The 8651-nt window shown below is 70.6% G+C and carries 8 protein-coding genes; 6 read left to right on the forward strand and 2 right to left on the reverse strand.

The genetic code is table 11. From position 1 onward, the window contains the following. Positions 1-53: 53 nt before the first annotated feature. Positions 54-1376 (reverse strand): ABC transporter substrate-binding protein, encoded by a 1323-nt coding sequence (locus tag ACTIFU_RS20430; RefSeq protein ID WP_439580163.1) that lies wholly within the window; start codon positions 1374-1376, stop codon positions 54-56. A gap of 163 nt (positions 1377-1539) precedes the next feature. Between ACTIFU_RS20430 and ACTIFU_RS20435 the strand changes: the two genes are divergently transcribed. The 6 genes from ACTIFU_RS20435 (at position 1540) to ACTIFU_RS20460 (ending at position 7796) form a co-directional block, all read left to right on the forward strand. Next, positions 1540-2634, forward strand: coding sequence for an ATP-dependent 6-phosphofructokinase (locus ACTIFU_RS20435; protein WP_439580164.1), 1095 nt, complete (start codon positions 1540-1542; stop codon positions 2632-2634). A gap of 204 nt (positions 2635-2838) precedes the next feature. After that, positions 2839-3600: an SDR family NAD(P)-dependent oxidoreductase gene (locus ACTIFU_RS20440; protein WP_439580165.1), complete on the forward strand. Its 762-nt coding sequence runs from the start codon at positions 2839-2841 to the stop codon at positions 3598-3600. A gap of 11 nt (positions 3601-3611) precedes the next feature. Next, complete coding sequence (locus tag ACTIFU_RS20445; protein WP_439580166.1) at positions 3612-4823, forward strand: acyl-CoA dehydrogenase family protein; 1212 nt, start codon at positions 3612-3614, stop codon at positions 4821-4823. Further along, positions 4816-5826 (forward strand): phosphotransferase family protein, encoded by a 1011-nt coding sequence (locus ACTIFU_RS20450; protein ID WP_439580167.1) that lies wholly within the window; start codon positions 4816-4818, stop codon positions 5824-5826. Before ACTIFU_RS20445 ends, ACTIFU_RS20450 begins: the two co-directional genes overlap by 8 nt. Next, the gene (locus ACTIFU_RS20455; RefSeq protein WP_439580168.1) at positions 5819-6175 is read left to right on the forward strand and encodes a DUF6285 domain-containing protein; all 357 of its coding nucleotides are present in this window, start codon (positions 5819-5821) and stop codon (positions 6173-6175) included. The genes ACTIFU_RS20450 and ACTIFU_RS20455 overlap by 8 nt, the downstream gene beginning before the upstream one ends. 4 nt (positions 6176-6179) lie before the next feature. Then, on the forward strand, positions 6180-7796 hold the full coding sequence (locus ACTIFU_RS20460; protein WP_439580169.1) for an AMP-binding protein: 1617 nt from the start codon (positions 6180-6182) through the stop codon (positions 7794-7796). Between the two features lie 395 nt (positions 7797-8191). On the opposite strand, the gene ACTIFU_RS20465 is transcribed toward ACTIFU_RS20460, so the two are convergent. Continuing rightward, the coding region (locus tag ACTIFU_RS20465) for a c-type cytochrome (RefSeq protein ID WP_439580170.1) at positions 8192-8651 on the reverse strand (460 nt) is incomplete at its 5' end.

Genomic DNA, 8651 nt, shown 5'->3' on the forward strand with positions numbered 1-8651 from the left:
GGGGGCGCCCCCGGGGGGGGGGGGGGGGGGGCGGGGCGCCCCCCCGGCTCTCCTCATGCCCTGTAAGGGATCTCGGCGGGGGCGCGCTGCACCGACGCCGGCGTCAGCAGTCGCACCCAGTCGAGCCCCTTCGTGCCCAAGGGATTCATGGTCAGGTCCGGCGGATACAGCACCATCCGGTCGATCACCGGGAACGGATACTCGTTCACATGCTTCGTCAGGCCGATCAGCATCGGCTCGAGCCCCTGGCCATCCTCGCGGATCTTCATCGTTCCGGTCAGGTGCGCAAACTCCAGCCCGCGCATCGTGTCCATCAGCTGCTCGCGCGACGGCCATGCGCCGCCGTTCGCCGCGGTCGCCTTCTCGTAGCCGGCCTTCAGCCCATAGAGCGCCTGTGCCATGTGGAAGGTCGGATAGATCGGATAGAGATTGAACCGCTGGCGATACGCGGCCGTGAAGTCCTTCAGGATCTGGGTGTCCTGCGCGGTCGGATGGAGGAACCAGTGGTCCCCGCGGCCGCCGACGATCACGCCCTCGGGCAGGGTCTTGCCGACCCGCTCAAGGCTGCTCTCGACCAGCGGCAGCACGAAGGTCGACCGCTCGAACAGCCGCCGCTCGGCCGCCTGGCGGACGAAGGTGTCGAGCTCCCCGCCCCAGCTGGTCGAGAAGATCACGTCAGGTCGCAACGCGAGCAGACGCGTCACCTCGGTCGAGAAGTCGGTCGCGCCGAAGCGGGGGAACAGCTCGGCCACCACGCGGACGCCTGGCTTCACCGCGTCCATCGCCGCCTTCCAGATCGCCCAGGAGTCCCGTCCCCAGGCATAGTCCTGGTTCAGCACGGCGACGGTGCGGAAGTCCGGCTTGACCTTCGCGAGATACAGCAGCGGTGCGACGATCTCGGGCACGGCGTTCGCCTGCGTCCGGACACAGTAGCGGTAGGACGCCTCCTCGAAGATGCGCTGGGTGCCGCAGTCCCATAGGATCGTCGGCATGCGGAGCTGCTCGGCGAGCGGTGCCACCGCCAGGCACGATCCCGAGGAGATCGACGCGAGCATCACGTCCACGCCTTCGTTCTGGACCAGCCGGCGGCACTCGCCGAGCAGGAAGTCCACGCCCGGCGCCTCGTCGATGACGATGCTGCGGATCGGCACGCCGCCGATTCCGCCGGCGCGGTTGAACTGCTCGATCAGCAGGTCGGCGGCGTTGCGGCCGGGGACCCCGAATACCGAGGCCGGGCCGGACAGGAACGTGGAGATGCCGATCTTCAGTTCGCTCGGCTTCTGTTGGCCGATCGCTTGGCGGGGCAGGAGCGCAGGCAGCGCCAGCGTCGACGCGACGGCGGTCTGAAGGGCGGTGCGGCGTGTCAGCTTCGCCATCTGGACGTCTCCCTCACTCTTCCGTCGACGCAGGCAGCGCCGACGCCGGGACGGTATCGTGCTGTCGGCAAGGCGCCAAGGGGTGCGGTGGAGTGCGACAAACCGCGTGCCCGGGTGACGATTCTCTGCGACTCTGTGCCGACACTGACCGGAACGGGTGACGATGGCGACGATCAAGCGGCTTGGCGTGCTGACCACCGGCGGCGACTGCGCCGGACTGAACGCGGCGATCCGCGCGGTGACGATCCGCGCGGCCACGACCTATGGCCTGGAGGTGCTGGGGCTGATCCAGGGCACCCACGGGCTCATGGAGGACCCGCCGCGCTTCGTGACGCTGGACGGCAGCATCAACGATCCCTCGCTTCTGCGCCAGGGCGGAACGATCCTGGGCAGCGTCAATCGCGGCGATCCGTTCTCGTTCCCGCTGCCGGGCGGCGGCAAGGAAGATCGTTCGCCGCTCATCTTCCGCGGCGTCGAGGCCCTCGGTCTCGATGCGATCGTCGGCATCGGCGGCGACGGCTCGATGCGGATCATGCACCGGCTGATGCAGTCCGGGCGCTTCCCGTTCGTCGGCATCCCGAAGACGATCGACAACGACCTGGCCGCGACGGAGTACGCGATCGGCCACCACACGGCGGTGGAGGTGGCGACCGAGGCGCTGGACCGGCTGCAGCCGACCGCGGCGAGCCACAACCGGATCATGGTGCTGGAGGTGATGGGTCGGGACGCGGGCCATATCGCCCTGTCCGCCGGGGTGGCCGGTGGTGCGGACGTGATCCTGATCCCCGAGATCCCATGGCGCGTGGGCGCGGTCGCCGATGCAATCGCCCGACTGCGCGCGCGCGGCCGCAACTTCGCGCTGGTGGTGGTGGCGGAAGCCGTTCCGTCGCCCGAGGGCGAGACGGTGCTGGCGGGCCCCAGCGCCGCCGGGGCGATGCCCCGTCTTGGTGGCGTTGGCGCGCGGATCGCGGCAACGCTGGAACAGGCGACCGGCGCCGAGGCACGCGTCACAGTGCTCGGCCATGTGCAGCGTGGCGGCAGCCCCGGCGCGCTCGATCGGCTGGTTGCGTCATCGATGGGCGTGCACGCGGTCGATCTCGCCACCCAGGGCAGGTTCGGGCGGCTGGTGGTTTGGCGCGAGGGCCGCGTGGCCGATGCGCCGATCGCGGAGGCGGCGATTGCGGCACGGCCGGTGGACCCTCAGGGCGACCTGGTGCGCGCGGCCCGCGGGCTCGGGATCTGTTTCGGAGACGAGTAGCAGGTGGATCGTCCTCGTCCGGTGCGCCGGGGCAGGGTGCGTCCATGGGCCCATGGTCGGCGACCGCGCAGGGGCTGCGGTCGGGTCGCGCTCGCCGCTCCAGCGGAGTGACCGCCGTGCGGCGGGTCCCGGGCCCTCGGTTCGTGCATCCGGTTGCCTGCGCTGCTGAAGCGTGGCACGCCGTCGCGGCGGAGGGACGCAGGGGTGGACATCGCCGGAGCATTCTCGCTGCGGGGGCGGATCGCGCTGGTGACCGGCGCGTCCGGCGTGCTCGGGGCGCATTTCGCGCGGGTGCTGCACGGCGCGGGCGCCCACGTGGTGCTTGCGGCACGCCGGCCGGATGCCTGTGCTGCGCTCGCGAACGAACTCGGTGTGGGGGCTGTCGCGCTCGACGTGACCGATGCCGGGGCGATCGCGTCGGCCTTCGATGCCGCCCAAGCGGCCTGCGGCGCACCGTGTGACGTGATCGTCAACAACGCGGGGATCGCGGTGACGAAGCCGGCGCTGGAGCAGAGCGTGGAGGACTGGGACGGCGTGCTGGCCGTGAACCTGCGTGGCTGCTTCCTGGTGGCGCAGGAGGCGGCGCGGAGGATGGTCGCTTCGAAGGTCCCCGGCGCGATCGTCAACATCGCCTCGGTGCTCGGACAGCGCGTGATCCCGGGTGTCGCCGGCTACAGCGCCGCCAAGGCCGGGCTGATCCAGCTCACCCGCCAGCTCGCGGTGGAACTCGCGCGCCACCGCATCCGTGTCAACGCGCTCGCGCCGGGCTATGTCGAGACCGCGATCAACCGCGATTACTTCGCCTCCGAAGCGGGCCAGGCGATGATCCGCCGCATCCCGCAGCGCCGCCTCGGCACGCCCGAGGATCTGACCGGGCCGCTGCTGCTGCTGGCCTCGGAGGCCGGCGCGCATATGACGGGCGCGGTCGTCACGGTGGACGGCGGCCATTCGGTTAACCCGCTCTGAGACGAGGCGACATGGACTTCATCCTGCCCCCCGAGATCGAGGCGATCCGGCTGCACATCCGGCGCTTCGTCGACGAGCGGCTGATCCCCCTGGAATCCGATCGCGCCAGCTACGACGAGCACGAGAACATCGCCCCGCATGTGCTGGCCGAGCTGCGCACGCAGGCGAAGGCGGAGGGGCTCTGGGCCTTGCAGATGCCGAAGGCGCTCGGCGGCGGCGGGCTCAGTCGCGTCGGCATGGCGGCCTGCTACGAGGAGATGAACCGCTCGATCTTCGGCCCTGTGGTGTTCAACAGCGCCGCTCCCGACGATGGCAACATGATGGTGCTGGACCGCGTGCTCCCGGAGGCGATGAAGCCGCGCTGGCTCCAGCCGATCGTGCATGGCGCGGTGCAGTCCGCCTTCGCGATGACCGAGCCGGATGGATGCGGTTCCGATCCGAACCTCACCTACACACGCGCCGAGCGGGTCGGCAACGACCGCTGGCGCGTCACCGGGCGCAAATGGTTCATCACCGGTGCGGGCAATGCGCGCATCTTCATCGTCATCGCCCGCACCTCCGAGGACGAGCGCAAGGGGCTCTCGGCCTTCCTGTTCGATGCCGATACGCCCGGCTGGCGCATCGTCCGGCGCATCCCGATCATGGGGCCGGAGGAGCATGGCGGGCATTGCGAGCTCGTCTTCGAGGGGCTGGAGGTGCCGGACGAGCAGCGGCTGCTGAATGTCGGCGACGGGCTGAAGCTGACGCAGATGCGTCTCGGCGTGGCGCGGCTGACGCACTGTATGCGCTGGCTCGGCCTGTCGCGCCGCGCGCTTGAGATCGCGATGGCGCATGTGGCGGGGCGTGACTCCTTCGGCATCAAGCTGATCGACCGCGAGAGCGTGCAGGGCCTGATCGGCCAGGCGGCGATGGAGATCGAGATCGGCCGGCTGCTGACGATGAAGGCGGCCTGGGTGCTGGATCAGGGCGGGTTCGCGCGCAAGGAGGTTTCGATGGCCAAGGTGGTGGTCGCGGATGCGTTGCAGCGTGCGGTCGACACCGCCTTGCAGCTGCTCGGCGCCAAGGGCTACTCGAAGGACACGGTGATCGAGTGGATGTACCGCTACGCGCGCCAGGCGCGGCTGGTGGACGGCGCCTCCGAGGTGCATCGCATGGTCCTGGCGAACACGCTGCGCCGCGAGGGGCGCGAGTTCTTCGCCTGGGGACCGCCCGCGCATGGATGAGGCACGACGCGAGCGCCTGACCGCTTGGCTGCGGATCGCTTCGGGCGACCCGTGGCTCGCCGTCACGGCGATGGCGCGGCTCGCGGGCGGAGCGATCCAGCAGAACTGGGCGCTCGACGTCGTACGCGACGGTGCTGCGGAGGCATGGGTGCTGCGGACCGACAATGCGGCGACGCTGGCCGTCTCGCATGGGCGGGCGGCCGAGTTCGCCCTGCTGCGCGCTGCGCATGACGCGGGCGTGACGGTGCCGGAGCCGCTGTTCCTCTGTACGGACCGGCAGGTGATCGGCGCGCCGTTCTTCGTCATGCGCCGCGTCGCCGGCGTGGCCGCGGGGCATCGCGTGGTCAAGAGTGAGACGCTCGGCGGCGGGCGCGCGGCCTGCGCGCGCGCGCTGGGGCGGGACCTCGCACGCATTCACGCGCTCCGCCCGCCGCGCGCAGACCTCGCCTTCCTCGGCGATGCGCCCGCCGATCCGTGCGTGTCCTTCATCGCAGGGCAGCGCTCGGCACTGGACCGCCAGCGTCTGCCCCGTCCGGCGCTGGAATGGGGGCTGCGTGCGCTGGAACGGACCGCACCCGGTCCCGCAACGATCGTGCTCTGTCATAACGATTTCCGCACCGGCAACATCATGCTCGACGAGACAGGCGTCACAGCCATCCTGGACTGGGAGTTCGCCAGCTGGGGCGACGGGCATGCCGATCTCGGCTGGCTCTGCGCGGCGTGCTGGCGCTTCGGCAACACGGCGCAGGAAGCCGGCGGGATCGGCCCGCGTGCTGCCCTCTACGCGGGCTATGCCGAGGCAAGCGGCCAGGCGCCCGCGCACGAGCGCGTGCTGTGGTGGGAACTCGCCGCCCATATCCGCTGGGCCACGATCGCGCTCGATCAGGCCGAGCGCCACCTTTCCGGCGCCGAGCGCGGCCTCGAACTGGCGCTGACCGGCCATCTCGTTCCCGAACTCGAATGGCGGGTCCTGTCGATGGTGGAGGCGCGCGTCGATGCGTGAGCTGCCGCTTGGCCCCGATCTGCTGACGACCGCGCGCGAGGTGCTGCTGAACGAGCTGCTGCCGCAGCTCCCCGAGACGCATGGTCTGGCGGCGCGCATGGTCGCGAACGCGATCGGGATTGCCGCGCGCGAGGCGGCGCAGGATCCGTCCTGGCAGCAGGAGGCGCTGGCGCGGATGCGGTCGCTGACGGGCGATGCCGCGGACCCGCTGCGCGGCTTCGCCGCCGCGATCCGCGTGGGTGCGTTCGATCCTGGAACGCCCCACTACGCTGACGCGGTCGAGCTCCTGCGGGACATCACGCGCGCCCGCTGCACGGTCAGCGCGCCGCGGGCGCTCGCCAAGGGGTAGCGCGATGGACGACGACCTGCCGCGGACCGGCGCCAACCATGTCCCGCTCTCACCGGTCTCGTTCCTGCGCCGCGCCGGCCAGGTCTGGCGCGACCGCATCGCGGTCATCCACGGCGCGCGGCGGGTCACCCACGCCGCGCTGTTCGAGCGCAGCCGACGCCTCGGCTCGGCGCTCAAGGGCGTGGGCCTCGCACCGGGCGACGTCGTCGCAGTGCTGATGCCGAACATCCCCGAGATGCTGGAGGCGCATTTCGGTGTGCCGATGGCCCATGCCGTGCTGTGCCCGATCAATACGCGGCTCGATCCCGCGGCCGTGCGCTTCATCCTCGAGCACTCGGGCGCGAAGGTGCTGCTGCTCGATCGCGAGTTCGCGTCGCTCGCGGGCGTGGCGCTGGACGGGCTCGCGGGACCGCCGCGTCTTGTCGTGGTGGACGATGCGGAGGGTCCGGGTGGCGCGGAGATTGCCGCCACGCCGTACGAGGCGTTCCTCGCATCCGGCGATCCGGACTTCCCGGTGCAGCCGCCCGCGGATGAATGGACGGCGATCTCGCTCTCCTACACCTCGGGCACGACGGGGAATCCCAAGGGGGTGGTCGTGCACCACCGCGGCGCCTACCTCAATGCCTGCGGCAACGCGCTCGCCTTCGGCCTCTCACCCCGCAGCGTCTATCTCTGGACTCTGCCGATGTTCCACTGCAACGGCTGGTGCTACACCTGGGGCGTCACGCTGCAGGGTGGCACCCATGTGTGCCTGCGCCGCGTCGAGCCCGCGCGTGTGTTCGCGCTGATCGCCGAGCACGGTGTGACGCATCTGTGTGCCGCGCCGGTCGTGCTCAACATGCTGATCCACGCGCCGGCCGAGCTGCGCCGCAGCTTCCCGCATCGGGTCGCGATCGCCACGGGCGGCGCGGCACCGCCCTCGCCGGTGATCGCGGCAATGGAGGGTCTCGGCTTCGAGGTCACGCATCTCTACGGGCTGACGGAGAGCTTCGGCCCCTCACTGCTCTGCGCCTGGCAGCCGGGACTCGATACCCTCTCGCCCGAGGCGAAGGCTGCGTTCATGGCGCGCCAGGGTGTGGCGCTGCCGACGCTGGATGAGGCGACGGTACTCGACCCGGCAACGGGCGCGCCGGTGCCCGCGGACGGCACGACGCTCGGTGAGATCGCGCTGCGCGGCAACACGGTGATGAAGGGCTATCTGCGCAACCCGGCGGCGAACGAGGCCGTGTTCGTCGATGGCTGGTTCCGCACCGGCGATCTCGGCGTGCTGCACCCCGACGGCTACATCGAGGTGAAGGACCGCGCCAAGGACGTCGTCATCTCGGGCGGCGAGAACATCTCCAGCCTGGAGGTGGAGGAGGTCCTGTACCGGCACCCGCAGGTGATGGAGGCGGCCGTGGTGGCGCAGCCGGACGCGACCTGGGGCGAGGTGCCGCATGCCTTCGTCACACTCAGGCCGGGCGCGGAGGGCGCGACGGAGGTCGAGATGATCGCCTGGTGCCGCGACCGGCTGGCGCACTTCAAGGCGCCGAAGCGTGTCACGTTCGGGCCGTTGCCGAAGACCGCGACGGGGAAGATCCAGAAGTTCGAGCTGCGCGCGCGGTTGCGGGGAGGCGGCTAGCGTCGGCTGTCGCGCGAGGGGTAGGCGTTGCCACGGCCTCAGCCGCCCGAACGTGCACCGGTCTTCTCACGTTTGACCGTTTCCGCGATGGCCGTCTCCAGCGCTCGCGACAGCCGCGCTCGTGGGCTTGGGGGTGCGGCCAAGCTCACCTGACGCTGCGTTGCTGATTCGTGTCGCACGACGTCGAACCTATAACGGAAACGAAAGTCATCTCGCCGCGATCCGAACACCGGGACCTCCGAATGCTCCATCCGTGATCTGCTCGGAGAGCCTGCGTGTGCTCGGGCTGATGCCGCACCAGAAGGACTTGATCGATCCGCTGACGGGCGGCACGGACCGGCTGCCGCTGTTCGAAAGTCTTGCCGCGGCGGCAGCCTGGAGGCGGCTTCCTGCTGTCACTCCTGCGGCGGCAGCGAGCGCAGATAGGCGACGACGTCGCGCAGGTCCCGCGGATCGAGTTGCGCCCAGATCGGCGCGCGCCCTCCCATCGGCGGGGCCAGTCGGCGGCCGTCAGCCGACACGCCGCGCGTGATCGCGGTCATGATCTGCTCGTCGCTCCAGCGTCCGATGCCGCGCTCCGGATGCGAGGAGATGTTGCGCGCCACCACGACACCCCAGGGTCCCTCCAGCGCGAGGCCGACCGCGCCGGTGCGGGTCGCGTCGCGGCGCCCCTCGCTGATCTGCGGCGTGTGGCAATCCATGCAGTGGGCGATCGCCACTGCGAGATATTCGCCGCGCTTTACGGGATCGGCGGGCTGATCAGGCACCGCCGTTACCGGATCGTCCATCGGGGTGAGCGCGAACGGGTAGGTCGAGCGTTCCGCGACCGCGTTGCGCACCGGCTTGACCGTGCGG

Source organism: Elioraea sp. (genome assembly GCF_051860475.1).
In the GTDB taxonomy this organism is placed as follows: domain Bacteria; phylum Pseudomonadota; class Alphaproteobacteria; order Acetobacterales; family Acetobacteraceae; genus Elioraea.